Origin of the sequence: Sphingomonas sp. PvP018, from assembly GCF_017876865.1 — a bacterium.
Taxonomy (GTDB): Bacteria; Pseudomonadota; Alphaproteobacteria; order Sphingomonadales; family Sphingomonadaceae; genus Sphingomonas; species Sphingomonas aerolata.
Map to the genome: position 1 here is coordinate 874,199 of NZ_JAGIOU010000001.1, position 26,209 is coordinate 900,407.

The window sequence follows — 26,209 nt, forward strand, 5'->3', positions numbered from 1 at the left end:
GGGCAGTCGTTCCGCATCAACCGCGCAGTGTGTCGTCTGCCGGCGACTGCTGATCCTGCTGGTCCGCGGCGCGCGCTGCGGCCAGCCCGGCGCGCATCCGCCGCCACATGGCGATGTTCAGCGACACCATCACGATCACCGCGAGCGCGATGATCACGATGGCCTTGGTCGGCCCGGTCATGCGCGCGCTTCGGCAACCCCGCCCGAATTATGGCGCAGCGCCTTGAGCACGGTTTCCACCAGCGCCGCCGCATCGAGCCCGGCCTCGGCATATTGCGCGTCGGGCTTGTCCTGATCCTGGAAGAGATCCGGCAGACGCAGCGTGCGCAGCTTCAGCCCGCCATCGATCAGCCCCTCGTCGCTGGCCAGCGTCAGCACATGCGCCCCGAAACCGCCGACCGCGCCCTCCTCGATCGTGACCGCAACCTCGTGCGTGGTCAGCAGCTTGCGGATCATCTCGACGTCGAGCGGCTTGGCGAATCGCAGATCGGCGACGGTGGTCGACAGCCCCTTGGCCTCGAGCACATCGGCCGCCTTCAACGCTTCCTCGAGCCGCGTGCCGAGCGACAGGATCGCCACGGCCTTGCCCTCGCGAACGATCCGGCCCTTGCCGATTTCGAGCAGTTCGGGCGTGGCAGGCAAGGCGACGCCCGTGCCGTTGCCGCGCGGGTAGCGCACCGCGATCGGGCCGGTGTCATACTGCGCCGCGGTGTGCGTCATATGGACCAGCTCGGCTTCGTCCGCCGCCGCCATCACGACGAAATTCGGCAGCGTCGCCAGATAGGTCACGTCGAACGATCCGGCGTGCGTCGCCCCATCCGCCCCGACCAGCCCAGCGCGGTCGATCGCGAAGCGCACCGGCAGGTTCTGGATCGCGACGTCGTGGACGACCTGGTCATAGGCGCGCTGCAGGAACGTCGAGTAGATCGCGCAGAACGGCCGCATTCCCTGTGCGGCGAGTCCGGCCGCGAAGGTCACGCCGTGCTGTTCGGCGATGCCGACATCGAAGAAGCGATCGGGATAGGCCTTGGCAAAGGCATCGAGGCCGGTGCCCGACGGCATCGCCGCGGTGATCGCACAGATCCGGTCGTCCTTGGCGGCCTCGGCGACGAGCTGCGCACCGAACACGTTCTGATATTGCGGCGGTCCCGGCGGCGCCTTGGTCTGCACGCCCGAGATCACGTCGAACTTCTGCACGCCGTGATATTTGTCGGCCGCGGCCTCGGCGGGCGCATAGCCCTTGCCCTTCTTGGTCACGACATGGACGAGGATCGGGCCCTCCTCCGCGTCGCGCACGTTCTCGAGCACGGGGATCAGATGCTCGAGATTATGCCCATCGATCGGCCCGACATAATAAAAGCCGAGCTCCTCGAACAGCGTACCGCCCATCGTCATGCCGCGGGCGAACTCGTCGGTCTTCCGCGCGGCATTGTGGAACGGCCGCGGCAGGCGGCGCGCGAGCTTCTTGGCAAGTTCGCGAATGCCCAGGAATTCGCGGCTCGACACGATCCGGCTGAGATAGGCCGACAACCCGCCGACCGGCGGCGCGATCGACATGTCGTTGTCGTTCAGGATCACGACGAGGCGGTTACCCGCCTGCTCGGCGTTGTTCATCGCCTCATAGGCCATGCCCGCCGACATCGCGCCGTCGCCGATCACGGCGATGCCCTTGCCCGGCGTGCCCGCGATCTTGTTGGCGACCGCGAAGCCGAGCGCGGCCGAGATCGACGTCGAGGAATGCGCAGCGCCGAACGGGTCGTATTCGCTCTCGCTCCGCTTGGTGAAGCCGCTGAGGCCGCCACCTTGGCGCAACGTCCGGATCCGGTCGCGGCGGCCCGTCAGGATCTTGTGCGGATAGCATTGATGCCCGACGTCCCAGACCAGACGGTCGCGCGGCGTATCGAACACATAATGAATCGCGGTCGTCAGTTCGACGACGCCGAGCCCCGATCCGAGGTGGCCACCGGTCGTCCCGACGGCCGAGATCGTCTCGGTCCGCAGTTCATCGGCAAGCTGGCGAAGCTGGTCGGGTTTCAGCTTGCGCAGGTCATCGGGGGTCGAAACCGTGTCGAGCAACGGGGTTACAGGAGTATCTGCCATCCCACCGGCTTATCGCAGCACAGGTTTGGTGTCGATTGTTACCGAACGAAACCCCGCCATCCGCGGATATTTCTACGCAGCGACGCCAGATTGGTTACCCCGTCATGGCGCTGGCAGCCTTCCTCGATCAGCGCTGCGCCTCGCATGCGGCACACCGGCCGCGGACTTCGATGACCGGGCGGACAGGCACGAAACCGGCCGAAACCGCCGCGTTGCGGACGCCGCGGGTGATCACGTCATTGTCGATATGCGTCGTCTGCCCGCACGAATCACATACCAAGAAGATGCAGTCGTGAAGGCAATCGGGATGAGCATTGGCGACATACGCATTCGCACTTTCGACCCGTCGCGCGAGATTGGCGCCCACGAACAGGTCGAGAATCCGGTAGACGCTGTTGGCAGCGACGCGCCGCCCCTCCGCCTTCGACACGGCTTCCGCGATGTCATAGGCCGAGGCCGGCTTGTCGAAGCCAGCCAGCGCGGAAAACACGCTGGCGCGCATCGTCGTCCACTGCTCGCCCGATTTTTCCAGCGTTGCCTGGGCAGCAACGTTGAGGTCGGCGCCTTGCGGCTCATGATGTGAATGCGAATGCGTTGCCATTATGCCGTGAATCTAGGGTGCCGCAGGAGCCGCGACAAGCAGCGACCGCGCCGGGGCGATCGTGCGGCCCGGCTCAGCTGTCGGCGCGGCGGTTCAGATCGTGCCCAAACGCGAGCAACGCGACGCCGATGATCGTCCAGAGCGTCTCACCGCTTCCCGAATCATGCGGGAGGGTCATTGCCCCCGCCATGATCCCGAGCCCGAATGCCCCCATCGCGGCCGGCATCGCATAGCCATGATGAAGGATCCCACGCCCCAGTGCGACCGCACCGAACAGGATCGCGATCGTCAGTCCGACTTCGTGGAAGATGGGGTCAAGCAGCACCCCACCCGCGGTCGACATCAGCGCAACCAGCACCGACGTTGCCAGACAGTGCACCATGCACAACCCCGACAGCCCGATCGCATAGCGATCCAGGCCTGCGATCCAGGAAGGATGCGCATGGGTATGATGGTGGGCGGTCGTCGACATCGTTGCGAGCAGATAGTCCATCTCAGGAAAGGATACAACATCACATTCGGCCGAACGCCCGTCGTCCGCTCGCTTTTTTTCAGGAAAAGGACGCTCGATCGACGTCGTGATCAATCCTGCGCTCGCGCTCGTTCCCAACGCATCGCGAGTGTGTCTCGGGCCAGCAGAAACCCGGCGGCCGATAACCCCTGATACTCGACGCCCCAGTCAGACAGGCGTAGAGCCGTGCGATGCTCCAGCCCAGTGCCGCCTTCCTGTCCACAGCGCGCCCGCGGGCGGTCGCAATCTGGCTTCTTATCGTCGCGGCGATGATCGTCGGTATCGTTGTCGTGGGCGGGATAACGCGCCTGACAAATTCGGGCCTCTCGATTACCGAATGGAAGCCGATCACCGGCATCATCCCGCCACTGACGCTTGCGCAGTGGCAGGCGGAATTCGCGAACTACAAACAGATCCCCGAATATAGCCAGCTCAACAGCGGCATGACGCTCGACGGGTTCAAGGCGATCTTCTTCTGGGAATATCTCCACCGCGCGCTGGCACGGACGATCGGCGCGGCGTTCGCGATCCCGCTCCTGTGGTTCGCGCTGCGCCGGGCAATCCCGGTCGGCTATGGCTGGCGACTCGGCGCGCTGCTGGCGCTTGGCGCGCTTCAGGGCGCGGTTGGCTGGTGGATGGTGAAGTCCGGGCTGTCCGTCCGCACCGACGTCAGCCATATTCGTCTGGCGGTCCATCTGATGACCGCGCTCGTCACGCTTGCCGGCATCGTCTGGACGGCGCTGGACCTGCTCGCACTCCACCGCTCGAAGCTTGCGGCCCCGGCCCGCCTCGTGCCGATCGCGGTCACCGCGTTCGCGTTGCTGTTCGTCCAGCTTGTCTATGGCGCGTTCACCGCAGGGCTCGACGCTGGCTATGCCTTTGCGAGTTGGCCGCTGATGGGCGACAGCCTGTTCCCGGGCGGCGTCCCGATGCTGTCACCCGGCTGGATCAACGCGGTCGACAACCCGATTGTCGTGCAGTTCATCCATCGGTGGCTCGCCTTCGCCACCGCTGCCGGGCTCGTTTGGCTCGCCGTTCGCGCGACGCAGCACGGCTCGCGCGCCGGCTTCTGGGTGGTCGGGCTCGTCACGCTGCAGGTCTTTCTGGGGATCGCAACGCTCATGACCGGCGTCGCCATCCATGTCGCCGTCGCACATCAGGCCAACGCGGCGCTGTTGCTGATCGCCACGGGATTTGCCGCGCATCGCCTCGGCAATCCGTCCAAGGTATCATAATACCCGCCATGAAACCGGCGGAAAGCTTGACTTAAACACCTCTTTTCGCCATTGCCGCCTCGTTAGCGCCGTCCGTCGTGGCGGTGCATATCGTTTCAGCAAAGGTCTCAGCCCCATGAAGGCGCTCATGAAGACCACCAAGTCGGCCAAGCCGCACGAGGTGGAGAAGAAATGGCATATCGTCGATGCCGAGGATCTGGTGGTCGGTCGCGCAGCGTCGATCATCGCCAATGTCCTGCGCGGCAAGCACAAGACGTCGTTCACCCCGCATGTCGATTGCGGTGACAACGTCGTCGTGATCAACGCCGACAAGATCCGCTTCACCGGCAACAAGGCCGCGAAGAAGGTCTATTACAAGCACACCGGTTATGCCGGCGGCATCAAGGGCATCACTGCCGCCAAGGTTCTCGACGGCCGCTTCCCGGAGCGCGTTCTCGAAAAGGCCGTTGAGCGCATGATCCCGCGCGGCCCGCTCGGCCGTGAGCAGATGCGCAACCTGCGTATCTTCAAGGGTACCGAGCATCCGCATGAGGCGCAGAACCCCGAGGTTCTCGACATCGCCAGCATGAATCGCAAGAACAAGGTGGGTGCGTAAATGACCGACAACCGCCAGTCGCTCGCCGATCTCGCGAGCCTGACCAACCAGCCCGCACCGGCTGCTCCGGCCGCACAGTCGCTGCCGACCAGCGAAGGCGACATCGCAGCGCCCGTCTCGAACGAGCCGGTCCGTGAGCCGATGCCGCTCCGCGAGCAGATCCTCGACAAGCAGGGTCGCGCCTATGCGACCGGCCGTCGCAAGGACGCCGTTGCCCGCGTCTGGGTCAAGCCCGGCACCGGCAAGATCACGATCAACGGTCGTGACCAGGAAGTGTATTTCGCACGTCCGACGCTGCGTCTCGTCATCAACCAGGTGTTCGGCATCACCGAGCGCGAAGGTCAGTATGACGTCGTCTGCACCGTCAAGGGCGGTGGCCTTTCGGGCCAGGCCGGCGCGGTCAAGCATGGCATCAGCCAGGCGCTGACCCGCTTCGAGCCGGTGCTGCGTGCATCGGTCAAGGCAGCAGGCTTCCTGACGCGCGACAGCCGCGTCGTCGAGCGAAAGAAGTACGGCAAGGCGAAGGCCCGTCGTAGCTTCCAGTTCTCGAAGCGCTAAACGCTTTACCGAGCTACGAAAAAGGGCGGTCCGGGTTTTCCCGGGCCGCCTTTTTCATGCCTGCGCTACATCCGTACGACGCGGGTGCCGATCCGTGCGGCCTCGTCGGGGTCGTGGGTCACCATCAGGATCGGCAGGCGCATCGTATCGCGCAGATGCTCGATCACGCGGACGATCTCCTCGCGGCGGGGTCGGTCGAGCGACGCCAGCGGCTCGTCGAGCAGCAGGAAGCGCGGGTTGCTGAGCAACGCTCGTCCGATCGCTACGCGCTGCGCTTCGCCCCCCGATAGCGACCGCGGCCAGCGGTCGAGCAGATGCCCGATCCCCAGGAAGCCGATCTGCTCCTCGAACCCCGACGTGTCGCGGCCGGCGCCGTAAAGCAGGTTCGCGCGCACCTTCAGATGCGGAAAAAGCCGCGCTTCCTGAAATACATAGCCCGCACGGCGATGTTCCGGTGGCAAGTTGATGCCCTCCCCGAACAGCGTGACGCCATCGACGACGATGCGGCCTTGGTCGGGTGTGAGCAGCCCGGCGACCATCTTCAGGATGCTGGTCTTGCCGACGCCGGACGGTCCGAACAGCACCGTCGCGCCGTCGCCCGCCGCCAGCGTCAGCGCGACCTCGGCATCGCCCAGTCGCTTGCGGACGTCGATTTCAAAGGACATGCAGCCCCCTGCCCGCGCGCCGCGTCAGAAGCTCGGACGCGACCAGTGCGATCAGCGACAGCGCGACGGAAATCGCCGAGAGCCGCCATACGAGCATCTCCGCGCCCGGCTGCTGAAGTGCGGAATAGATCGCCAAGGGCAGCGTCTGCGTCTCGCCTGGCACGTTGGAGACGAAGGTGATCGTCGCTCCGAACTCGCCGATCGATCGCGCAAAGCCCAGCACCGCGCCCGCGAGCACGCCCGGTACGCTCAGCGGCAGCGTGACCGTCCAGAACACCCGCCACGGCCCCGCGCCCAGCGTCCGCGCCGCACTCTCAAGCCGTGCATCGACCGCCTCGATCGACAGCCGCATCGCGCGCACCATCAGCGGCAGCGCCATGACCCCCGCCGCGATCGCCGCCCCGGTCCAGCGAAACAGCACACTGACCCCGAACCACGACTGCAGCCACGCCCCGACCGGCCCGTTCGGCGCAAAGGCGAGCAGCAGCAGCCACCCCGTCACGACCGGCGGCACGACGAGCGGCAAGTGGATCACCGCATCGACGAGGATCCGCCCGGGAAACCGCACGCGCGCCAGCAGCCAGGCGAAGCCGAACGCGATCGGCAATGTGATCAGCATGGCGACGGCGCCGACCCTCAGCGACAGACCGACGATCCCCCATTCCGCCGGTGTCAGGACGAACCCATCCGCCACTCAGCGCGCCGAAAAGCCGTAACGCACGAAGATCGCCTTGCCCTGACGTGACGTCAGGAAACGGCGGAACGCCTCGGCCTCCGGATTGCGCGACGTCGTCAGCCGGGCGATCGGATAGGTAATCGCCGGATGCGTCGATGCGGGAAACACGCCCGCAATCCTGACGCGCGTCGATGCCTTGGCATCGGTCGCATAGACGATCCCCAAAGGTGCAGCGCCGCGTTCGACGAGCGCCAACGTCGCCCGGACGTTTTCGGCGCGCACGACGCGCGGCGCGACCTGTTTCCACACGCCGAGCGCCTCCAGCGCCTCCTGGCCGTACCGCCCCGCGGGGACGGGCGTATCCGCCATCGCGAGTGGCCCCGCGGTCAGCACCCGCGCCAGCGCTGCAGGCGGGCGTGACGGGATCCGCACCGTCGTCCCTGCCGCCGCCGCGACGACCAGCCGGTTTCCCAGGAACGTCACGCGCGACGCAGGGACAATGAGGCGGCGCTTCGCCAGCTCATTCATCCAGTCCTCATCCGCGGACACGAACAGGTCCGCTGTCGCGCCGGCCTCGACCTGCCGTGCCAGCGCCGACGAGGCCGCGAACGAGATCGTCGGGCGCACATGCCCCTTCGCCGCCCACGCATCAGCGGCCGCGGTCATCGATTCCTGCAGGCTCGCCGCCGCCAGCACGAGCGGTGCCGCGCGCTGCGCAGCGTCGGCGCCCGTCGCGACGCCGCCGACGGCCAGCATGGCGACCAATACCGGATACTTCATCATGTCCCCTCAGGCCCGCCAATGATCACGGCGCTATAATATGCCGCCCGCTGAACGCCACAACGGACATGGGGTTCATTCCGCCCCGGAGGGCGCCGTCACGCGCCCCGTCCGGGCCAGCTTGCCCCAGCCGACCATCGGTCCGCGCAGGGCCTGGGCGAGCGCCTTGAGCACGACATAGTACATCATCTGCCGATAGCCGATCCGCTGCGGGATCAGCAGCCAGAGCAGCCGCCACCGCTCGCGTCGCTCGAGCGCGAACGCGATCGTCGCCGCGAGCAGGTCGATCGCGGTGAAGACCAGCCAATAGGTCAGCATGGTCTGCAGATCATGGCTGCTCTGTGCCCAGCCATGCGCCGAGACCGCGACATAGGTCGTCGCGACACTGATGAGCAGCGCGAGGTCGATGATCGGCGAGATCGCCGCCAGCAGGATCTGGAACACGATCGCCTGGGGCAGCCCCACCCAGCCAAGCCCGCGCGGCTGGCTGCGGCCGATCGCCGACCGGTGCTTCCACAGGCACTGGAGCGTCCCGAACGCCCAGCGGAAGCGCTGTTTTGCCAGCGCACGCAGCGTCTCGGGGGCTTCGGTCCACGCGATCGCGAACTGGTCATACTGGACCGTCCACCCCGCGCGCTGGATCGCGATCGTCAGATCCTGGTCCTCGGCCAGCGTATCGTCGGGATAGCCGCCGACTTCGCGGATCGCCGCCAGTCGCCATGCGCCGACCGCGCCTGGCACGACCGTCATCGCGTTCAGCCGCGCGAGCGCGCGACGCTCGAGATTCTGCGCCGTGATATATTCGAGCGCCTGCCAGCGCGTGATCAGATTGACCCGGTTGCCGACCTTCGCATTGCCCGCGACCGCCCCCAGCGCCGGGTCGTCGAACCACCGCGCCAGCCGCGCGATCGTCAGCGGCTCGAACTGCGTATCGGCGTCGAGCGCGATTACGATCTCGCCCCGCGCCGCGGCCAGCCCGCGATTCAGCGCCCGCGCCTTGCCGCCGTTCGCCAGCGTCATGAGCCGCACCCGCGCATCGCCGGCAAAGGCGTCGGCGACGGCCTGGCTCGTACCGTCGCTCGACCCGTCGTCGATCACGATCACCTCGACCACGACATCGGTCGAGGCCAGCACGCCCTCGACTGCGCGGACGATGACGCGTTCCTCGTTGAACGCCGGGATCATCACCGTCACGAATCGGGCCGGATCGATCGCGGGGAACACCGTCCGCAATTCGCGGCGTGCCTGGATCAGCGCCAGTGCCGACAGCGCGAGCGCACGAAGGATGCCGATGGTGATCGCGATCCCAAAGATCCAGCGCAGGCCGATTACCAGTCCACCCAGCGTGCTGAACAGCGCAAGATCCGCGACCGCCGCGACCCGGTCGCTCGACGATATCACCGGCATCGCCGCATCGCGCGTCAGCCCGGCCAGCGCCGAAACCGGCACGAAATGATAGCCCATTGCCTGCAACCGATCGATGATCACCGGCAGCGCCGCGACGGTCTGCGCGCGGTTGCCGCCCGCATCGTGCAGCAGGATGATGTTGGCGCTGCGTTCGGGCGATCCTTCCACGACCTGTGCGATCGTGCGGTCGATGATCGCGGCGGTGCCCGGACGCTTCCAGTCGTCGGGATCGACGTGCAGGCCGACCGACACATAGCCACGCTGCTGCGCCTCGAGTGCGGGCTTGATCTCGTCCGCGGTGCTCGGCTCGGCATCGCCGAAATAGGGCGCGCGGAACAGGCGGAGCGATCGCCCGGTGAACGCCTGGAACAGCCGCTGCGTCGTGTTGAGCTCGAACCCGACCTGCCGCCCCGATACCGTCGCCAGATTGGGGTGCGTATAGGTGTGGCTGCCGACCTCATGCCCTTCGGCCACCATGCGTTCGAGCAGGCTCCGCTGCGTCAGCGCATTCTCGCCCACCACGAAGAATGTCGCCGGCACGTGCTTGCGCTGGAGGATGTCGAGGATCTGCGGCGTCCATTCGGCGTCCGGCCCATCGTCGAAGGTGAGCGCCAGCGCCCGCGGGCTGTAGCCCGTCCGCTGGACGACATAGGGCGAGGGCATGCGCGTGAAGCGGACGTCCGCGATCGCCCCGTCGGCAGCCGCGACCGTATCACGCAGCCCGGACACCGGCGTCGACCCGATCTTCAGGATCTCGCCATTGCCCTCGATATCGACATTCGTCCCGGCCGGGGTCGTGTTGATCGCACGCAGGTCGGGCAATCGGCGATGGTCGCGCCCGAAGATCGACCAGAGCGCCGGATCCTCCGACCCAAGCCGCCACAGCGCAAAGCTTTGAACCCCCGCCTTTTGAAGAAAGGCCAGCTCGTTATACGCGCTCGCCGCATCGAGCAGCCATACCTGATGCCGGGTCCCGCCATCGGCATAGGCGAAGCTGCTGGTGCCGCTGCCCTTGTCGAACGTCGGGACGGTGCCCGAATCGGCCGCCGCCTGCCACGCCTCCTCGACGCCCAACGCATCGCCGCCACGGTCGTGCCAGTCATAAGCATAGGATCCGAACGCGACGACCAGCTTTGAGGGGGCGACGCCGCGCGCGGCATTCGCGACCGACCGCGCGAACCAGCGCTGCGATGCGATCGGCCCGGCTGGGCCGCTCGTCTCGTGCTCGTCATAGGCCATCAGGAAGATCTTGTCGGTCACGCGCGCATAGGCATGCATGTTCCAGTCTGCATTCCCGACCGGCGCGGCGATCGCGACGACCCAGCCGCGTGGTGCGAACCGCGCCTTCGCCTCGGCGAGGAAGAGGCGGTAGTTCGCCTGCGCACCCGCCGGCAGGCTCTCGAAATCGAAGAAGGCGCCGCCTGCATGGTTCTCCGCGAGGAACGGGACCAGCCGATCGAGAAAGGCGCGCCGGGCGGTCACATCCGCAAACAGCGCGGCGCTGCCCGCGCCGTCCCAGTCGCCATCCTTGGCGTTCTGAACCATGGGCAGGATCACCGGGCGGTGGATCGCGCGATTGAGCACCGCGCGGCCCGCGACATCGCGGAACACGGTGATCCGGTGGTCGGCCCCGGTCACCGACACCCAGCCGGGAATGACCCAGTCGAGTTGTTCGACATGCCGGGCAAGGCTCGCCACGCTCGATTCGTCCCAGGGCACGTGGAAGGCGATGGCCAGCCGCGGATTGGTCGCGCGCGGTGCCTGTCCGACGCCCCCCTTCGCACCCGCCTTGCCGGCGCCCGCGGTGGGGCCACCGAACAGCGCCTTGCCGTAATAGTCGATGCTGCGCTGCGCCCGCCCGATCACGCCGCTATGCGGTGCCGGCAAGCGGTGAAGCCCGGGATGCTCGGGCTCGAACGGCAGCAACGGTGCCGCCGGGACCGCGCCGATCGACACGGCGAACACCGCCACCGACAATAAGACGAGCGCGACGAAGGCGATGACACCCAATGCGAAACGACGACGACGCCGACCGCTAGCGTCGTAGAAAACAGGATGCAGTGCCATGACCAACGCTATCCGACCCCAGGATCGCGCGCCATGCACCACCATTCATGCCCGCGACCGATCGGGACGATGACAAATCCGTCACGTCAGCCTGAAAGTGATCACCCGATCAGGAGTCGTCGCCCATCCGCAGCGCGGCGATGAATGCCTCCTGCGGGATGCTGACCGACCCATATTCGCGCATCTTCAGCTTGCCCTTCTTCTGCTTTTCCAGAAGCTTCTTCTTACGGCTTGCATCGCCGCCATAGCATTTGGCGGTCACGTCCTTGCGCATCGCGCTGATCGTCTCGCGCGCGATCACCTTGCCGCCGATCGCTGCCTGGATCGGGATCTTGAACAGATGCCGCGGGATCAGATCCTTCAGCCGCTCGACCATGCCGCGACCGCGCACCTCGGCGGTGCCGCGGTGGACGATCATGCTCAGTGCGTCGACCGGCTCCTCGTTGACCAGGATACCCATCTTGACGAGGTCGCCCTCGCGATAGCCGATCTGGTGATAGTCGAAGCTCGCATAGCCCTTCGACATCGACTTTAGCCGGTCGTAGAAATCGAACACGACCTCGTTCAGCGGAAGTTCGTAGGTCGCCTGTGCGCGGCCGCCGACATAGGTCAGGTTCTTCTGGATCCCGCGACGATCCTGGCAGAGCTTGAGCACGCTGCCGAGATATTCGTCGGGGACGTAGATCGTCGCTTCGATCCACGGCTCGCTGATCGTCGCGATCTTGTTCGGCTCGGGCATGTCGGCGGGGTTGTGCAACTCGATATGCGTCGTGCCCGCAGGATCGGGGTGGGTCAGCTCGATCTCGTACACCACCGACGGCGCAGTCGTGATCAGGTCGAGGTCATATTCGCGCGTCAGCCGCTCCTGGATGATCTCCAGATGGAGCAACCCCAAGAACCCGCAGCGGAAGCCGAAGCCCAGCGCCGCCGACGTCTCCATCTCGAACGAGAAGCTCGCGTCGTTGAGGCGCAGCTTGCTGATGCTTTCGCGCAGCTTCTCGAACTCTGCCGCATCGACCGGGAACATGCCGCAGAACACCACCGGCTGGACTTCCTTGAAGCCCGCCAGCGCTTCCAGCGCAGGACGCTTCGCATCGGTGATCGTGTCGCCGACGCGGGTCTGCGCGACCTCTTTGATCTGCGCGGTGATGAAGCCCATCTCGCCCGTGCCCAGCTCGGTCAGCTGCTCGATCTTGGGGCGGAAACACCCGACCCGGTCGACCAGGTGCATCGTGCCGGTCTGCATGAACTTGATCTGCTGGCCCTTCTTCAGAACGCCGTCGATCACGCGGACGAGGATGACGACGCCGAGATACGGATCGTACCAGCTGTCGACCAGCATGGCCTTCAGCGGTGCCTCCGGATCGCCCTTGGGCGGCGGGATCTTCGTGACGATCGCCTCGAGGATGTCCTCGATGCCGATGCCCGACTTGGCCGATGCGAGCACCGCGCCGGACGCGTCGATGCCGATCACGTCCTCGATTTCCTTGCGGACCTTCTCGGGTTCGGCGGCGGGAAGATCGATCTTGTTGATGACCGGCACGATCTCGTGATCATGTTCGATCGACTGATAGACGTTGGCGAGCGTCTGCGCCTCGACGCCCTGCGCCGCGTCGACCACGAGCAGCGCGCCCTCGCACGCGGCGAGGCTACGGCTCACCTCATAGGCGAAATCGACATGCCCCGGCGTGTCCATCAGGTTGAGGACGTAATCCTCGCCGTCCTTCGCGCGGTAAGCTAGGCGCACGGTCTGCGCCTTGATCGTGATCCCGCGTTCCTTCTCGATGTCCATGTTGTCGAGCACCTGCTCGGACATTTCGCGCGCGGTCAGACCGCCGGTTTGCTGGATCAGTCGATCGGCGAGCGTCGACTTGCCATGGTCGATATGCGCGATGATGGAGAAGTTGCGGATGTGGGACAATTCGGTCGTCATGCGCGCGCCGTTAGCACCTCGCCGGGCTTATGCCAAAGCTTCCGCATCATCTGTGGCAACGGGGATCACAATCAGCGTCGCTTTCCCTGGTGCCGGATGTTCGCCGGACGCCCGCGCCGCTTGATCTCGCGGCCCGGCTTGCGCGCGCGTGCCGGTCCCGCGGCCCCCTTCCCCTCGGGCATCTCGAAGCGCAGCGCGCCCGATACCGGGTTCGCCTCGGCGAGCTTGAGGTCGAGCATCTGTCCCTGCGCATAGACGTCGCCACTATCCTCGCCGACCAGCGTTCGCGCCGCCTCGTCGAAACGGAAATATTCGCCGCCAAGGTCGCGCACCGGCATCAGCCCGTCGCCGCCGATTCCCTCGACGGTCGCGAAGAATCCGAAATTGGTGACGCCGGTAATCCGCACTTCCATGATCTGACCGACGCGTTCGGACAGGAAGGACGCGACATAGCGGTCGATCGTGTCGCGCTCGGCCTCCATCGCGCGGCGTTCGAGCCGGCTGATCGTCTCGCCGATCGCCTCCATCCCGGCCGCGTCCTCAGCGGGCAATCCGCCTGCCCCCAGGCCATAGGCCGCGACCAGCGATCGATGCACGATCAGATCGGCATAACGGCGGATCGGCGAGGTGAAGTGGGCGTAGCTGCCAAGCCCCAGCCCGAAATGCCCGTGATTGGCGGGGCTGTAATAGGCCTGGGTCTGCGTGCGCAGCACCTGCTCCATCACCTGCGGCCGGAAGTCGGCGTCACCGATCCGCTCGAGCACATGGTTGAACGTCGCTGGACGGATGACCTGCCCCAGCGCGAACGGCACTCCGAACGTCTCGAGATAATCCTTCAGCGCCATCAGCTTCTCGCGGCTCGGCGGCTCATGGTCGCGGTACATCACCGGCGCCTTCTTGCCCTCCAACGCCTTGGCCGCGGCGACGTTGGCCGCGATCATGTAGTCCTCGATCAGCCGGTGCGCATCGAGCCGTTCGCGCGGTGCGACCGACATGATCCGCCCCTTCTCGTCGAGCACCACCCGCCGCTCGGGCAGGTCGAGGTCGAGCGGCGCGCGCGCATCGCGGGCCTTCGCCAGCGACGCCCAGCATCCCCAGAGGGGCTTCAGCACCGTCTCCGTCATGTCGAGCGCCAGCGTACCGTCGATCGCCGCCTGCGCCTCCTCATAAGCGAGGTTCGCCGCGATCCGCACCACCGCGCGGGTGAAGCGCCACGACTTGAGCGACCCGTCCTTGCCGATCACCAGGTGACAGGCGAGCGCGGCGCGATCCTCGCCTTCCTTCAGCGAACAGACGTCCGCCGACAGGATCTCGGGCAGCATCGGCACGACGCGGTCGGGGAAATAGACCGAATTGCCACGACGTCGCGCCTCGCGGTCGATCTCCGACTTCGGCCGCACGTAGAAGCTGACATCGGCGATCGCGACGATCGCCTTCCAGCCGCCGGCATTGGCCGGATCCTCGTCCGCCTGCGCCCAGACCGCGTCGTCGTGATCGCGCGCATCTTCCGGGTCGATCGCGACGATCGGCAGGTGGCGCAGATCCTCGCGGTCGTCGCCGAGCGGGAGTTGTGCGACGCGCTTGGCCTCGTCGATCGCCTCGACCGCGAAGACGTCGGGGATGCCGTGCTTGTGGATCGCGATCAGCGAGAAACTGCGCGCGGCGAACGGGTCGCCCAGCTTGTTGACGACCCGCGCGGCGATCCGCGGCGGCTTGCCCGCCAGTTCGGCCAGCACCAGATCGCCCGGCGCGGCGCCGCCGGCATCGGCAACCGCGAACTCACGCCGCTCGCGCTTGTCGACGCCGGTCAGCCACAGCCGCCCCGCCTCCTCGCGCAGCACGCCGAGCACCTGTTCGGACGCGGGCGCGAGCACCTTCATCGGATGCGCGGTCCAGCCATTGCCGGCCTCCTCGGTCCGCGCGAGGATCCGCTCGCCGACCCCCAGCGCGCCGCGCTTGCGTTCGCGTACGCGCAGCCGCGGCGGTGGCACGCCCTCGGCCTCCCAGCGCTCGGGGACCGCCCAGACATTGCCCGCATCGTCGACATCGGCGATCCGCAGCACGGTGACCTTGGGCACGCCGCCCATCTTGTGGAACGCACGGCCGGGGGCGCTGTCGATCAGCCCCTCGTCCGCCATGTCCTTCAGCAACGCCTTCAGTCCAATCTTGTCCTGCGCACTCAGGCCGAAGCCCTTGGCGATTTCGCGTTTACCCGCTGGGACGTCCGACGACGCGATGAAGTCCAGGATCTGCTGGCGGGTCGGAAGACCGGCTTTCGGTTTGTACATCCCCACCAGATAGGGTGCGTAGGGCGATGCGTCACCCGTTACCGGCAAGCCTTTGCAACACGGCGAAAATCAATCCTTGCGCCTGAACCTCATGAGCATATCATCTCCGGATAAACATAAGGAGAGAGACAGTGACGACGCCGCTACGGCTCGAAGCCGATCCTGAGGACAAGAACCTCGTCATCCTGCAAAGCCTGATCTGCCTGTTGCGCGAGAAGAACATCCTGTCGCGCGCCGACATCGAGGAGCTTTGCGCCACGGTCCAGCGCCGCGCCGCCGAACCGGCCAGCGACCCGATGCCTTGCCAGAACGGCGCATTGCGCGAAGCGGCGATAGAGGTCGCGCATATCGGCGACTATATCGGCCGGCGCTATGGTGGAAAGCACCGGCGCGCGTTCTGACCACACGCCGACCTGTCGCGTCCTAGCCGCCGAGCTCCGCGCGTCGGAAGCACGTCGCTTCATGGTCGTTGACGATGCCGACCGCCTGCATCCAGGCATAGACGATCGTCGGACCCACGAACTTGAACCCGCGACTCTTGAGATCGGCTGCGATTTGGGCCGACAATGGCGATTGCGTGACCAGCTTGGTACCGTCGCCGATCAGCACCTTGCCATCGGTAAACGACCAGCAATAGGTCGCGAAATCAAGCCCCGCATCGCGCATCGCGAGGACCGCGTGCGCGCCGCCGATCGTCGACTCGATCTTGGCCCGTGACCGGATGATACCGGCGTTCCCCATCAGCCGGGCGATGTCTGCCTCGTCGAAGCGCGCGACCTGTTCCGGGTCGAACCCGGCAAAGGCGGCGCGAAACGCCTCGCGCTTGCGCAACACGGTGATCCAGGCAAGTCCCGCCTGGAAACCGTCGAGCATCAGCTTTTCCCATAGCGCGCGTCCGTCGCGTTCGGGAACGCCCCAGTCGGTGTCGTGATAGGCGCACATCAGCGGATCGTGCCCCGCCCAGCCACAGCGCGAAGGGGACGTCGTCACAGGGCATTCTCCAGGATGTCGTCGAGCGACGCATTGCGCACGCCCAGCCGGTCGAGCCGGGTCAGCATCGCTGACCACCAGTCATGGAACGCGCGCAGATCGGCAGCGTCGCGGACATAGGGCGTATTGCCGGGGACGAGCGACGGCGAATGGAACGCGAAGTTGAGCAGTTCGATCCCCTCGCCCACCGCGATCGTCACCGCCTCCAGCGCGGCGCCGATCGGCATGTCCTCCGGCGTCAACGCGACCCGCGACAACAGCCCCAGTCGCGACGCGACACCGCGCGCATAGGGCACTCGCCCCAGCGCGCGGTACAGTCCTGCACCGCGACCCCGCAGCGCGCCGACATACAGCGTCGACAACGGCACGCTGAGAAGCGCGCCCCGGCGGCAGGGACGCGGGTCGCTCGACGAAAAGTCGGGCCCCCCTTCGGCCGAATAGTCATAGCCGGGCCGGATTGAGCTATCGAGGCGATAGCCGAGCGCCGTGAGTGTCGCGACCGTGTCCGGGCCGACCCCGTAGCGACCCGCCCGATAGGCGCGTGGGGGTCGACCGAACGCCGTGGCAATCGCGTCGGTGAGAAAGCGGAGCTTCGCGGCTTCGAGGCCTTCGGGAAGATTGCCCGCAAAGCTCATCGCCGGGGTCAGCGGCTCACCAAAGGGCGGGTTGACCCAGGGGTGTAGCTGCGCGCCGATCTCCGACCGGCCATCGGCAACGACGTCGCGCAGGATCTCGACGGCGGCGGGATCGTCGACGATCGGATAATCGACCAGACAGGTCAGCGCGACGCCCTGCTCGCGGAACCGCGCATGCGCCTTAGGGAATGCCGCCATCGCACTCGTCGAATGTCGCGTACGCTCGAATGGCGCGGTCCAGTCGAACTCCTCCTCGACATCGACGAACAGCGTGTAGCGCGGTGCGAAACCCGGCCGCCAGACGATGGGCTCCGGCGGTGAAGCCAGCCTGTACCGCGCGTCGTTCACCGAAACCGGTCGAGAACGCGCTCCATCCGTTCGGCCGCAACGGCAGGTAGCGTGAGGATGATGTGTTCGGCCTCGAACGCCATGTGCCCACCCAGTTCGACCGCAAAATTCTGCGCCAGCCGCAGCGCAAATCCGGTGCCCAGCAACGGGGCGCCATCGCGCTCGTGACCGCGGTCGTTGTCGATGCTCAGCAGGATGTTCGTGTCGTGCACCGCCATCGCGCGAGGCCGATCGAAGCGCAGCGCCACCGTATCGCCGCAGCACAGGACCGCGACCATCAGCATCTCGTCCGCGCTGCAGGCCGATACGAGGGTCGCCAGCAGGCGCCCCACCAGCCGTTCGACCGCAAGGTCGTCACCGGCGATGTCGCAATGGGCCGCTGACGGATCGATGACGACCTGGGCACCGCGCAACGCTGCCAGCGGTGCGAGGTCACGCACCACGCCGTCGAGCAACGGCAGGACGGGCACGATCGTCGGGCGCAGCTCGAGCGCGTCGCCTTCAATCCGTGCCGCGGTATCCAGATCCTCGATCGCGGCCAGCAGTTCGGACGCCTGGCTCCGGATCATCGCCGCACGTTCGCGATAGGTTGCAGGGACCGGGCCGAGCAATTCGGTCTCGATCAGTTCGGCGAAGCCCGCAATCGCATTGGTCGGCGTGCGCAACTCGTGCACCAGTTGCCGCAACGAATCGGAAACCGGCGACTTGGGCGCGGCCAACGGCTCCCCGAGCGACGCGACCTCGTCGCGGCGCGGCCGGCGCGCGGTGCCGCGAAACCCGGTAAACCGCCCCGATGCGGGATCGAAGGCCGGGACACCCGAAATACGCCATGCACCGGCAGCGCTCGACAAACCGCCAATCTGGAGCCGCGCCGCGTCGAAGGCGGAGCGCCGCCGGTAGGCGCCTGCCGCGACTCCGTCGATCTGAACCTCACCCTGAACGGCGGCATAGGCCAGCGAGGCGCCAACCAGCGCCATGCGCGACACGCCGTCGACCCAGCGGATCACGCCCGTCGGATCGGTTTCGTAGCGGAAGCTGTCGGCAACCTCCGCGGCAAAGTCCGTCGCGTCAGGCACGATCCGATCGCGATTGAACGCGTCGATGCGTTTGACGAGGTCGGAAATTTCGAACCGCTCGGGCTTCGCGACGGGCTCGGGCGCGGCGTCGGTCGCCGGTACCGCCGCGTGACGCAGCGCTTCGGCCACGACCGGCAGACCGCGCGTAATTGCGCCGAGCGTGACAAAGGGCGACGCGGTGCGCGGCATGGTCGGACACGACGGTGATTCCGCTGGAGCCTCGACGGCAGGTGCGGGCACCACGTCATCGACAGAAAGCTGCACCTCTGCACCGGGGTTGATCGCGGGAGCAACGTCGGATGGGGCCGGATGATGCGCGAGGACGAAATCGGTCGACCCGAAACTCTCAAGACCGCGACAGACGGGTTCGGGCAGATCTCGCCGATGCCGCAGGACGGATCGGCCCGCCGGGGTCAGCTGAGGCAGCAGAGCAAGCCAGTCATCCGCAGGCAGCATCGCAGTCCGCAACACGGGGGCGGCGATCGCCAAGGTGTCTTCGGCAAAAAACCGTACCAGTGCGACATCGGGCTTCGCGAACGCCAGCGCGCGCGCGCTTGCCGCGCGAACCGTGTCGGGGACCAGCTTGCGCAGCGCCTGCAACCGTTCCAGCGACTCAGCATCGGCCGGGCTACGCCCGCGTCCGATCAGGTCGACCATCTGACGCCACGCCGATTGAGCACCGAAATCCGTGGCCATGTCGGCAGATAGCACGGTCTTCAGGCTGTCGTCGAAGCGCACGGAGTTCCCCGAATGGACGCTGCACCGCCTGCGTCATCAAGCTGTCATACCCTGAGGCGGCCTTGGAAGGAACAACAGAATTGGCGTGCATGGTTATGCCGTGGCGATGTGGGACAATTGCGTTTCGCCGCAACAATCTTATCGCTATGGAGGGTCGATCGCCGTGTTTGACGCGTTTCATGGGAGTTACACGTAATGAGTTTTGACCGGATCGATCGCCAGATCCTGTCGCTTCTGCAGGCCGACGGTCGGATGACCAATGTCGACCTAGCAGACCAGGTCGGGCTGACCGCGCCGCCATGCCTGCGCCGCGTCCGAGCGCTGGAAGAAGCGGGCGCGATCCGCGGCTATCATGCCGACCTCGACGCCGGCCGCCTTGGCTTCCCCATCACCGTCTTCGCGATGGTCAGTTTGCGCAGCCAGGCCGAGCACGACCTGGCCGCGTTCGAAACGCATATCGCCGACATTCCCGAGATCCGCGAATGCCACATGCTCAACGGCGAGATCGACTTCATCTTGAAGATCGTCGCCGCCGACCTGAAGAGCTTCCAGGAAATCCTGACCACGCACCTGACCCCTGCCCCCAACGTCGCCAGCGTGAAAACCTCGCTGACGATCCGCACCGCCAAGGCGCTGTCGGGCATTCCCGTCACGCTCGACTAGGCAAAACTTCAACGCAGCATCCGCAGCGGCCCCTTCGACGCGGGGCACAAAAAAAGGGGACGGCATCGCTGCCGCCCCCTTTTCCATTCCTGCCACCCGCTCAGGCGGCGGGGGCGTTCATCCAGGCCGTCCAGAGCTGCGCCGTCTCCAGACGTGGCGTGGTCTTCACGGCCGCGAACGAGGTCGCCGCACCAGCCTTGTCGCCCGACTTCGCCTGCGCGATGCCGAGATGCAGGTTGACGTCGTCGGCATTCACACCGCCCTTGCTGAGCGCGAGGCGATAGAGTTCGATCGCCTTGGCGTAGTTATCCTGCCCCAGATAGGCGTCAGCAGTGCCGGCAGCCAGCTTGCCATCGGCGTTGCTCGCGGCCTTCTTCTCGAGCCCGGACAAGGGGCCGTCGTTGCGGATCGCCGTGCCGGTATCCGCCAGCAGGGTCTTCGCCATGGTGTTGGTCGCAGGGATCTTGCCCGCAGCCATGCCTTCCTTGAGCACGGCCTGCGCCTCGCTCGGCAGACCGCGACGGTTCACGCTGTCGGCATATTCAAGATAGTCGTTCTGATCGGCGAGCGACTTGGTCTGGCGCATCAGCCGGAACAGGTCGATCTTCTGCGTCTCGTCGAGCGTGACGACGCCGTTCTGCTGAAGACCGAACGTCACGATCACGTCGCGCCACGTCTTGGGCGACGGATAGGCGACCGCGTATTTCTGCAGCCAGGCGAAGGTCTCCGGCTTCAGCTTGGCGGCATTGGCCTTGCTGATCGCATAGCGATAGAAATCCTCGGGTGCCTTCTGACCGGCCGCGGTCGATGCCGTCACCGACGCATCGAGATCGGCGAGACCGCTCTTCACATCGCCGGTTTCCATCTTCGCCTTGACGATCTGGAGATCGAGGTTCGGGTCGGTGAAGCCGAGCGCCTTGGCCTTCTGGAAATACTGGATCGCGACCGGATACTGCTTGCCGTTGAACGCGAGCGCGCCGCGACGATAGGTGTAGCGCCCGCGCATGTCGGCAGGCGTGCTCGGATTGGCGATCAGCACGTCGAGCGGCCCGGCCAGGACCGTCTCGTTGATCGGAGCATTGGGGTTGGCGGCCTGTGCGGCGGCCAGCTTCTGCTGTTCCAGATCATAGCGCAGCGCGGCGCCGATATATTTGTCGTCGTCGGTCTTCGCGGCTGCGTCGATCTGCGCGAGCGCGGGCTCTGCGGTGGCGAAATCCTTCGCGGCGATTGCGGGCTGTGCGACCTGCGCGGCCTTCAGGACCTCGGGGCTCAGCGTGAGACCGCCCTTGGCCTCTTCCTTCTTGTCCTTGGCCATGGCCGGAACGCTTAGTGCCATGCCGCTCACCCCGGTGGCGAGCACCGCGGCCAGTGCGAGTTTCGAAATGGTCTTCATGCGGGAACTCTCCTCGTGCGTATCTGCGACTTGGCGCGACGCTATATGGGTGTGGCCGATTGCGTTCAAGCAAGCAGCGGGAATCAGGGTGAAGACACGCCTTATGTGTCTCGCGCACTGAACGCCGATTGAACGCGCCGGGTTGCACGGCTAGGTGACCCGCATGATCGCCGTCCTCTCGCCCGCCAAGACGCTCGACTATGAGACCGCCCTGCCCCCCGTCACCCCCACCCGGCCGCGGTTCGCCGACGAGGCGACGACGCTCGCGCATGCGGCGGCGCATCTGACGCAGAAGCGGCTGAGCGAGCTGATGCACATCTCGCCCGCGCTCGCGAAGCTCAATGCCGACCGGTTCGGCGATTTCGACACGCTGCCCGAACGCCCCGCGCTGTTCGCGTTCGCGGGTGACGTCTATACCGGGCTCGACGCGAAGACGCTCGACGAGGCGGCGGTGGACTATGCGCAGGATCATCTGCGCATGCTTTCCGGGCTTTACGGCCTGCTACGTCCACTCGATGCGATGCGCCCCTATCGGCTCGAAATGGGGACTCGCTGGGCGCCCCGTCAGAAGAAGCTGACCGACTGGTGGCGCGATCGGATCGCAAAGCTTCTGGCCGAGGACGTCGAGGCCGAAGGCTCGGGGACGATCCTCAATCTCGCCAGCCAGGAATATTGGGCGGCGGCCGATGGCAAGCTGCCCGCCGGGATCCGCGTCGTCGCGTTCGATTTTCGCGAGGGGGAGGCCCAGAAATTTGTCAGCTTCCACGCCAAGAAGGCGCGCGGGATGGCGGCGCGCTGGATGCTCGAGCACCGCATCGACGATATCGAGGGGATGAAGGGCTTCGACACCGACGGCTATGCCTATGACGCGGCTGGCAGCACCGACGCGCAGTGGCGGTTCGTGCGCCGATGAGCAGCGCGGTCGTCATCGGCGCCTCGGGCGGGATCGGCAAGGCGCTGGAAGAGGCGCTGCGCGACGAGGGCACGTTCGATGCCGTCCACGGCTTCTCGCGGTCGGCCGATGGCGATCGCCATCTGGACCTGGAGGATGAAGCGAGCATCGCCGCCGCAGCGACGAAGGTCGGGTCGCCGACGCTCGTGATCGTCGCGACGGGCCTGCTCCATGCGGGCGACAAGGGGCCTGAAAAGGCGATGCGCGATCTCGATCCGGTGTGGATGGCGCGCAACTTCGCGATCAACGCGATCGGTCCCGCTTTGGTCGCCAAGCATTTCCTGCCGACGATGCCCAAGACGGGGCGGATCGTGTTCGCAGTCCTCTCGGCGCGGGTCGGCAGCATCGGCGACAACAAGCTCGGCGGCTGGTACGGCTATCGCGCGTCGAAGGCGGCACTCAACCAGTTCGTCCGGACGATCGCGATCGAGGACAAGCGGCGCAACTCGAGCGGCATCGTCGTCGGGCTTCATCCGGGTACGGTCGACACCGGTCTGTCGCAGCCGTTCCAGGGCAATGTGACGCCCGGCACGCTGTTCAAGCCGGACCGGGCGGCGGTCCAGCTGCTCGACGTGATCGACGGCCTCCGCGCGCCCGACAGCGGGAAGCTGTTCGCCTGGGACGGGGTCGAGATTACCCCCTGACCCGGGCCTTCGCCCGCCCCAAGGTCCGTCACCCCGGCGAAAGCTGGCATGGCGCATCGCGCCGACAACCCACAACCACCCGCAAATACCGATGAAACCTCTCCTCTCCCCGCGCGTACGCGTGCGCGGGGGTAGTAAGGTGGTCCCCCCTCGGCTAAGGTGTGTCATCGTACCGAAACAAGCCGAAAGCCTTCAGATTTGACCGACGAGACCATGCTCGCCGAACCCACCGGCGGCGAGCCAGCCGGCATTGCCACCATCTCGATCGTCGACGAGATGAAGTCGAGCTATCTCGACTATGCGATGAGCGTAATCGTCGCGCGCGCGCTCCCCGACGTCCGCGACGGCCTGAAACCCGTTCATCGCCGCATCCTTTACGGCGCGCACGAGAGCGGCTTCGTCGCGGGCAAGCCCTATCGCAAGTCGGCGCGTATCGTCGGTGACGTGATGGGTAAATATCACCCGCACGGCGATAGCTCGATCTACGACGCGTTGGCCCGCATGACCCAGGACTGGTCGATGCGCGTGCCGCTGATCGACGGTCAGGGCAACTTCGGCTCGATGGATCCCGATCCACCCGCGGCGATGCGCTACACCGAGGCCCGCCTTGGCAAGGTTGCCAATGCGCTGCTCGGCGATCTCGACAAGGACACGGTCGACTTCACACCCAACTATGACGGCTCGGAGCGCGAGCCGTCGGTGCTGCCGGCGCGCTTCCCCAATCTGCTCGTCAACGGCGCAGGCGGCATCGCGGTCGGCATGGCGACCAACATCCCGCCGCACAATCTCGGCGAAGTCATCGCCGCGTGCCTCGCCTACATGGACAATGGCGCGATCACGACCGAGGAACTGTTCGAGATCGTCCCCGGTCCCGACTTCCCGACCGGCGCGATCATTCTCGGCCGTGCGGGCGCCAAGTCCGCCTACGAGACCGGCCGCGGTTCGATCATCGTCCGCTCGCGCCACGTCGTCGAGGAGGGCAAGGGCGACCGTCGCTCGATCGTCCTGACCGAGATCCCGTTCCAGACCGGCAAGAACGGCCTGGTCGAGAAGATCGCCGAAGCCGCCAAGGACAAGCGGATCGAAGGCGTCAGCGACATTCGCGACGAATCGAGCCGCATGGGCGTGCGCATCGTCATCGACCTGAAGCGCGACGCGACCCCCGACGTCGTGCTCAACCAGCTCTGGCGGCACACGCCTGCGCAGTCGAGCTTCCCCGCCAACATGCTCGCGATCCGCGGCGGCCGCCCCGAGCTGCTCAACCTGCGCGACATCATCGGCGCGTTCATCACCTTCCGCGAGCAGGTCATCACCCGCCGCTCGAAGTTCGAGCTCGCCAAGGCACGTGAGCGCGCCCATCTGTTGCTCGGCCTCGTCATCGCGGTCACCAATCTCGACGAAGTCGTCCGCATCATCCGCGGGTCGTCGAGCCCCGCCGAAGCACGCGGCAAATTGCTTGCGCGCGAATGGCCGGTCGCGGAGATCGCGCCGTACATCGCGCTCGTCGAGGCGGTCGAGGACAAGCAGCAGGAGGGCATCTACAAGCTGTCCGAGCCGCAGGTCCGCGCGATCCTCGATCTGCGTCTCCACCGCCTCACCGCGCTGGGTCGCGACGAGATCGGCGACGAACTGAAGACGCTCGCGGCATCGATCGCCGAGCTGCTCCACATCCTCGCCGACCGCGCCAAGCTGTACGAGGTGATGCGCGGCGAGCTGATCGCGATCCGCGACGAATTCGCGACCCCGCGCCGGTCCGAGATCGCCGCGGCCGCCAACGGCATCGACGACGAGGATCTGATCGAGCGCGAGGACATGGTCGTCACCGTGACCATGCAGGGCTATATCAAGCGCACCAGCCTCGACACGTTCCGCGCACAGGCACGCGGCGGCAAGGGCCGCGCGGGCATGTCGACCAAGGACGAGGACGTTGTCACCGAGCTGTTCGTCACCTCGACGCACACGCCGGTGCTGTTCTTCTCGAACCTCGGCAAGGTCTATCGCTACAAGGTCTGGCGCCTGCCCGAGGGTGGCCCCGCCACGCGCGGCCGGCCGATGATCAACCTGCTGCCGCTGGCGCCGGGCGAGACGATCTCGACCGTGCTCCCGCTGCCCGAGGATCTCAGCGAGTGGAGCCGCCTCCACGTGATGTTCGCGACGCAGCGCGGGCTCGTCCGCCGCAACGCGATGGATGCGTTCACGAACGTGCCGTCGAACGGCAAGATCGCGATGCGCTTCGAGGAAGGCTCCGAGGACAAGCTGATCGGCGTCGCGTTGCTCACCGAGCATGACGATGTCCTGCTCGCGACGCGGCTCGGAAAAGCGATCCGCTTTGCCGGCGACGACGTCCGCGAGTTCCAGAGCCGCACCTCGACAGGTGTGCGCGGCGTGACGCTAAAGGGCGACGACGAGGTCATCTCGCTGTCGGTCCTTCACCGCGTCGGCGCGACTCCGGAAGAACGCGAGACGTACCTCAAATTCGCCCCCTGGAAGGGCGAACGCGAGGGCGATCACGGGATGGGCGACGAGCGCTACAACGATCTCAAGGATCGCGAGCAGTTCATCCTGACGGTCTGCGAGAACGGCTATGGCAAGCTGTCGAGCGCGTACGACTATCGTCGCACGGGGCGTGGTGGTCAGGGTATCACCAACATCGACAACATCGCGCGCAATGGTCAGGTCGTGGCGAGCTTCGCCGCGGCCAAGGGCCATCAGCTGATGCTGGTGACCAACCAGGCCAAGCTGATCCGCACGACGCTCGCGTCACTGCGCGTCATCAGCCGCAACTCGGCGGGCGTGAAGCTGTTCGACGTGGCGAAGGGCGAGCATGTGGTCTCGGCCGCGCGGATCGAGGAGACCGAGGAAGACGCCGAAGTGAACCTGGCCGACGCAACGCCAGAGCTGGCGCCCGACACCGGCGCGACGATCGGCGAGGACACGGCGGCGGGCGATCCGACCGAAGGCCAGGGGGACGGCGAATGAGCCGCGACCCTATCGCCTACAAGGTGCTGACGGGCGAGCAACTGGCGTCGCTGGAAAGCGGCAGCTTCGCCGGCGCGCCGGTCGATCTGGCCGATGGGTATATCCACCTGTCGACCGCGGCGCAGCTGACCGAGACGGTCGACAAGCATTTCACCGGCCAGTCCGACCTGTACGTCGCCGCAGTCGATCTCGAAGCGATCGGCGACGACGTGACATGGGAAGAGTCGCGCGGCGGCCAGCTCTTCCCGCACATCTATAACGGCCCGCTCCTGCTCGAGACGGTGCTGTCCTACGGCCCGCTCGAACGCGACGATGCCGGCCAGATTAAGCTGCCCGTAGCCGGCTGAAGCCCTGACCATCCTTCCCCGCCCGGGG

Annotated in this window: 23 protein-coding genes; 9 read left to right on the top strand and 14 right to left on the bottom strand. The window is 66.3% G+C overall.

What is annotated here, in order from left to right; genetic code table 11:
- Positions 1-16 precede the first annotated feature (16 nt).
- From J3A66_RS03640 to J3A66_RS03655, 4 genes are all read right to left on the bottom strand, one after another.
- Entirely contained in the window at positions 17-181 is a 165-nt protein-coding gene (locus tag J3A66_RS03640; protein ID WP_209567222.1) for a hypothetical protein, read from the bottom strand.
- On the bottom strand, positions 178-2,100 hold the full coding sequence (dxs, locus tag J3A66_RS03645) for a 1-deoxy-D-xylulose-5-phosphate synthase (RefSeq protein ID WP_056407691.1): 1,923 nt from the start codon (positions 2,098-2,100) through the stop codon (positions 178-180). Before dxs ends, J3A66_RS03640 begins: the two co-directional genes overlap by 4 nt.
- A 127-nt stretch (positions 2,101-2,227) precedes the next feature.
- The gene (locus J3A66_RS03650) at positions 2,228-2,701 is read right to left on the bottom strand and encodes a transcriptional repressor (protein ID WP_107933086.1); all 474 of its coding nucleotides are present in this window, start codon (positions 2,699-2,701) and stop codon (positions 2,228-2,230) included.
- Positions 2,702-2,774: 73 nt separating this feature from the next.
- On the bottom strand, positions 2,775-3,173 hold the full coding sequence (locus J3A66_RS03655; RefSeq protein WP_051916566.1) for a MerC domain-containing protein: 399 nt from the start codon (positions 3,171-3,173) through the stop codon (positions 2,775-2,777).
- Between the two features lie 230 nt (positions 3,174-3,403).
- Here J3A66_RS03655 and J3A66_RS03660 point away from each other — a divergent pair, with 230 nt between their 5' ends.
- The 3 genes from J3A66_RS03660 to rpsI all read left to right on the top strand — a co-directional run bounded on the left by J3A66_RS03660 (position 3,404) and on the right by rpsI (position 5,600).
- Entirely contained in the window at positions 3,404-4,447 is a 1,044-nt protein-coding gene (locus J3A66_RS03660) for a COX15/CtaA family protein (RefSeq protein ID WP_209567226.1), read from the top strand.
- Between the two features lie 115 nt (positions 4,448-4,562).
- Positions 4,563-5,042 (top strand): 50S ribosomal protein L13, encoded by a 480-nt coding sequence (rplM, locus tag J3A66_RS03665; RefSeq protein ID WP_037530138.1) that lies wholly within the window; start codon positions 4,563-4,565, stop codon positions 5,040-5,042.
- Positions 5,043-5,600, top strand: coding sequence for a 30S ribosomal protein S9 (rpsI, locus tag J3A66_RS03670; RefSeq protein ID WP_043157976.1), 558 nt, complete (start codon positions 5,043-5,045; stop codon positions 5,598-5,600).
- Positions 5,601-5,665: 65 nt separating this feature from the next.
- Here rpsI and J3A66_RS03675 read toward each other — a convergent pair whose 3' ends face one another.
- The 6 genes from J3A66_RS03675 to J3A66_RS03700 all read right to left on the bottom strand — a co-directional run bounded on the left by J3A66_RS03675 (position 5,666) and on the right by J3A66_RS03700 (position 15,416).
- Positions 5,666-6,265, bottom strand: a complete 600-nt coding sequence (locus J3A66_RS03675) for an ATP-binding cassette domain-containing protein (RefSeq protein WP_209567228.1) — start codon at positions 6,263-6,265, stop codon at positions 5,666-5,668.
- Entirely contained in the window at positions 6,255-6,959 is a 705-nt protein-coding gene (gene modB / locus J3A66_RS03680; protein WP_348633980.1) for a molybdate ABC transporter permease subunit, read from the bottom strand. The genes J3A66_RS03675 and modB overlap by 11 nt, the downstream gene beginning before the upstream one ends.
- Entirely contained in the window at positions 6,960-7,721 is a 762-nt protein-coding gene (gene modA / locus J3A66_RS03685; protein ID WP_209567230.1) for a molybdate ABC transporter substrate-binding protein, read from the bottom strand.
- A gap of 75 nt (positions 7,722-7,796) precedes the next feature.
- Complete coding sequence (locus J3A66_RS03690) at positions 7,797-11,195, bottom strand: polysaccharide deacetylase family protein (RefSeq protein ID WP_209567232.1); 3,399 nt, start codon at positions 11,193-11,195, stop codon at positions 7,797-7,799.
- Between the two features lie 109 nt (positions 11,196-11,304).
- Complete coding sequence (gene lepA, locus J3A66_RS03695; protein WP_209567233.1) at positions 11,305-13,128, bottom strand: translation elongation factor 4; 1,824 nt, start codon at positions 13,126-13,128, stop codon at positions 11,305-11,307.
- Positions 13,129-13,199: 71 nt separating this feature from the next.
- A complete protein-coding gene (locus J3A66_RS03700) occupies positions 13,200-15,416 on the bottom strand; it encodes a VacB/RNase II family 3'-5' exoribonuclease (protein WP_056407684.1) in 2,217 nt (738 codons plus the stop codon).
- Positions 15,417-15,547: 131 nt separating this feature from the next.
- Here J3A66_RS03700 and J3A66_RS03705 point away from each other — a divergent pair, with 131 nt between their 5' ends.
- Positions 15,548-15,817 (top strand): hypothetical protein, encoded by a 270-nt coding sequence (locus J3A66_RS03705; protein ID WP_209567236.1) that lies wholly within the window; start codon positions 15,548-15,550, stop codon positions 15,815-15,817.
- 22 nt (positions 15,818-15,839) lie between these two features.
- Here J3A66_RS03705 and J3A66_RS03710 read toward each other — a convergent pair whose 3' ends face one another.
- Genes J3A66_RS03710 through J3A66_RS03720 form a run of 3 tightly spaced genes read right to left on the bottom strand, consistent with a single transcriptional unit; the run spans position 15,840 to position 19,203 of the window.
- Complete coding sequence (locus tag J3A66_RS03710) at positions 15,840-16,406, bottom strand: DNA-3-methyladenine glycosylase I (protein ID WP_334004483.1); 567 nt, start codon at positions 16,404-16,406, stop codon at positions 15,840-15,842.
- Complete coding sequence (locus J3A66_RS03715; protein ID WP_348633981.1) at positions 16,403-17,389, bottom strand: polysaccharide deacetylase family protein; 987 nt, start codon at positions 17,387-17,389, stop codon at positions 16,403-16,405. The genes J3A66_RS03710 and J3A66_RS03715 overlap by 4 nt, the downstream gene beginning before the upstream one ends.
- On the bottom strand, positions 17,386-19,203 hold the full coding sequence (locus J3A66_RS03720; protein ID WP_348633982.1) for a histidine kinase dimerization/phospho-acceptor domain-containing protein: 1,818 nt from the start codon (positions 19,201-19,203) through the stop codon (positions 17,386-17,388). Before J3A66_RS03720 ends, J3A66_RS03715 begins: the two co-directional genes overlap by 4 nt.
- 195 nt (positions 19,204-19,398) lie before the next feature.
- Here J3A66_RS03720 and J3A66_RS03725 point away from each other — a divergent pair, with 195 nt between their 5' ends.
- Entirely contained in the window at positions 19,399-19,866 is a 468-nt protein-coding gene (locus J3A66_RS03725; protein ID WP_031393257.1) for an Lrp/AsnC family transcriptional regulator, read from the top strand.
- Positions 19,867-19,966: 100 nt separating this feature from the next.
- On the opposite strand, the gene J3A66_RS03730 is transcribed toward J3A66_RS03725, so the two are convergent.
- Positions 19,967-21,259, bottom strand: a complete 1,293-nt coding sequence (locus J3A66_RS03730) for a hypothetical protein (protein ID WP_209567238.1) — start codon at positions 21,257-21,259, stop codon at positions 19,967-19,969.
- A gap of 163 nt (positions 21,260-21,422) precedes the next feature.
- On the opposite strand from J3A66_RS03730, the gene yaaA reads away from it, so the two are divergent.
- The 4 genes from yaaA to J3A66_RS03750 all read left to right on the top strand — a co-directional run bounded on the left by yaaA (position 21,423) and on the right by J3A66_RS03750 (position 26,181).
- Complete coding sequence (yaaA, locus tag J3A66_RS03735; protein WP_209567239.1) at positions 21,423-22,172, top strand: peroxide stress protein YaaA; 750 nt, start codon at positions 21,423-21,425, stop codon at positions 22,170-22,172.
- Complete coding sequence (locus tag J3A66_RS03740) at positions 22,169-22,855, top strand: SDR family NAD(P)-dependent oxidoreductase (RefSeq protein ID WP_031393260.1); 687 nt, start codon at positions 22,169-22,171, stop codon at positions 22,853-22,855. The genes yaaA and J3A66_RS03740 overlap by 4 nt, the downstream gene beginning before the upstream one ends.
- Positions 22,856-23,053: 198 nt before the next feature.
- Positions 23,054-25,834, top strand: coding sequence for a DNA gyrase subunit A (gene gyrA, locus J3A66_RS03745; RefSeq protein ID WP_056407678.1), 2,781 nt, complete (start codon positions 23,054-23,056; stop codon positions 25,832-25,834).
- Positions 25,831-26,181, top strand: a complete 351-nt coding sequence (locus J3A66_RS03750) for a DUF952 domain-containing protein (RefSeq protein WP_209567241.1) — start codon at positions 25,831-25,833, stop codon at positions 26,179-26,181. The genes gyrA and J3A66_RS03750 overlap by 4 nt, the downstream gene beginning before the upstream one ends.
- Positions 26,182-26,209 lie beyond the last annotated feature (28 nt).

Excerpts from the sequence above, each read along its gene's own strand:
- J3A66_RS03700 (WP_056407684.1), bottom strand. The coding sequence starts at position 15,416 with ATGTACAAACCGAAAGCCGGTCTTCCGACCCGCCAGCAGATCCTGGAC.
- rpsI (WP_043157976.1), top strand. The coding sequence starts at position 5,043 with ATGACCGACAACCGCCAGTCGCTCGCCGATCTCGCGAGCCTGACCAAC.
- J3A66_RS03660 (WP_209567226.1), top strand. The coding sequence starts at position 3,404 with ATGCTCCAGCCCAGTGCCGCCTTCCTGTCCACAGCGCGCCCGCGGGCG.
- J3A66_RS03640 (WP_209567222.1), bottom strand. The coding sequence starts at position 181 with ATGACCGGGCCGACCAAGGCCATCGTGATCATCGCGCTCGCGGTGATC.
- J3A66_RS03730 (WP_209567238.1), bottom strand. The coding sequence starts at position 21,259 with ATGAAGACCATTTCGAAACTCGCACTGGCCGCGGTGCTCGCCACCGGG.
- dxs (WP_056407691.1), bottom strand. The coding sequence starts at position 2,100 with ATGGCAGATACTCCTGTAACCCCGTTGCTCGACACGGTTTCGACCCCC.
- J3A66_RS03750 (WP_209567241.1), top strand. The coding sequence starts at position 25,831 with ATGAGCCGCGACCCTATCGCCTACAAGGTGCTGACGGGCGAGCAACTG.
- J3A66_RS03690 (WP_209567232.1), bottom strand. The coding sequence starts at position 11,195 with ATGGCACTGCATCCTGTTTTCTACGACGCTAGCGGTCGGCGTCGTCGT.
- J3A66_RS03740 (WP_031393260.1), top strand. The coding sequence starts at position 22,169 with ATGAGCAGCGCGGTCGTCATCGGCGCCTCGGGCGGGATCGGCAAGGCG.
- J3A66_RS03650 (WP_107933086.1), bottom strand. The coding sequence starts at position 2,701 with ATGGCAACGCATTCGCATTCACATCATGAGCCGCAAGGCGCCGACCTC.
- lepA (WP_209567233.1), bottom strand. The coding sequence starts at position 13,128 with ATGACGACCGAATTGTCCCACATCCGCAACTTCTCCATCATCGCGCAT.
- yaaA (WP_209567239.1), top strand. The coding sequence starts at position 21,423 with ATGATCGCCGTCCTCTCGCCCGCCAAGACGCTCGACTATGAGACCGCC.
- J3A66_RS03725 (WP_031393257.1), top strand. The coding sequence starts at position 19,399 with ATGAGTTTTGACCGGATCGATCGCCAGATCCTGTCGCTTCTGCAGGCC.
- J3A66_RS03655 (WP_051916566.1), bottom strand. The coding sequence starts at position 3,173 with ATGTCGACGACCGCCCACCATCATACCCATGCGCATCCTTCCTGGATC.
- rplM (WP_037530138.1), top strand. The coding sequence starts at position 4,563 with ATGAAGGCGCTCATGAAGACCACCAAGTCGGCCAAGCCGCACGAGGTG.
- modA (WP_209567230.1), bottom strand. The coding sequence starts at position 7,721 with ATGAAGTATCCGGTATTGGTCGCCATGCTGGCCGTCGGCGGCGTCGCG.
- J3A66_RS03675 (WP_209567228.1), bottom strand. The coding sequence starts at position 6,265 with ATGTCCTTTGAAATCGACGTCCGCAAGCGACTGGGCGATGCCGAGGTC.